This is a genomic window from Sphaerisporangium rufum, from assembly GCF_016863395.1.
GTDB classification, from domain to species: domain Bacteria; phylum Actinomycetota; class Actinomycetes; order Streptosporangiales; family Streptosporangiaceae; genus Sphaerisporangium; species Sphaerisporangium rufum.
Genome location: NZ_BOOU01000143.1, coordinates 1 through 1290, shown reverse-complemented (window position 1 = coordinate 1290; position 1290 = coordinate 1). Strand labels below are relative to the sequence as shown.

The window sequence follows — 1290 nt, the reverse complement described above, 5'->3', positions numbered from 1 at the left end:
GTCGCTGATGGGGCGATGGGGACGATGTTGCAGGCGTATGACCCTGGTTTGGATGATTTCGAGGGTCATGAGGGGTGTAACGAGGTGCTGAATGTGACTCGGCCCGACATTGTGGCCGGGGTGCATGAGGCGTATTTCGCGGTTGGTGTGGATTGTGTGGAGACCAACACCTTCGGGGCGAATTTGGCGGCGTTGGGGGAGTATGGGATAGCGGATCGGGTGTTCGAGTTGTCGCTGGCGGGGGCACAGCTGGCGCGGGGGGTGGCGGATCGGTTCTCCACGGTGGAGCGGCCGCGGTTCGTGCTGGGGTCGATGGGGCCGGGGACGAAGTTGCCGTCGCTGGGGCATGTGGGGTTCGGGGCGTTGCGGGACGCCTATGAGCGCAATGCGGCGGGGTTGATCGCCGGTGGGGTCGATGGGTTGATCGTGGAGACCTGTCAGGATCTGTTGCAGGTGAAGGCGGCGGTGGTCGGGGCGCGGCGGGCGGTCGAGGCGGCGGGCCGTGATGTGGTGGTGGTCGCGCAGGTGACGATCGAGACCAACGGGGCGATGCTTTTGGGGTCGGAGATCGGGGCGGCGCTGGCGGCGATCGAGCCGCTGGGGGTGGATGTGCTGGGGTTGAACTGCGCGACGGGTCCGGCGGAGATGTCGGAGCATCTGCGGTATCTGGCCCGGCATGCCCGGATTCCGCTGTCGTGCATGCCGAACGCGGGGCTGCCGGAGCTGACCGCCGACGGGGCGCGGTATCCGCTGTCGCCGGACGAGCTGGCCGACGCGCACGAGGGGTTCGCCACGGGGTTCGGGCTCTCGCTGGTGGGCGGGTGTTGCGGGACCACGCCGGAGCACCTGCGCCGGGTGGTCGAGCGGGTCGGGGGCCGGCCGGTCGCGCGCCGGGAGCCACGCCCGGAGGCGGGGGCGTCCTCGCTGTACCAGCATGTGCCGTTCCGGCAGGACGCCTCCTACCTGGCGATCGGCGAGCGCACCAACGCCAACGGGTCCAAGGCGTTCCGCGAGGCGATGCTGGCCGGTGACTGGCAGGCGTGCGTGGACATCGCCCGCGGCCAGGTGCGGGACGGGGCGCATCTGCTGGACGTGTGCGTGGACTACGTGGGCCGCGACGGGGTGGCCGACATGCGGGAGCTGGCCTCGCGGCTGGCGACCGCCTCGACGTTGCCGGTGGTGATCGATTCGACCGAGCCGGCGGTGATCGAGGCGGGGCTGGAGATGCTCGGCGGCCGGGCGGTGGTGAACTCGGTCAACTACGAGGACGGCGACGGCCCCGAATCGCGG

1 protein-coding gene is annotated in these 1290 nt (G+C 70.2%); it reads left to right on the top strand.

What is annotated here, in order from left to right:
- Nucleotides 1-1290, top strand: a 1290-nt coding sequence (locus Sru01_RS35045; RefSeq protein WP_203995232.1) for a homocysteine S-methyltransferase family protein, incomplete at both ends; no start/stop codon positions are given.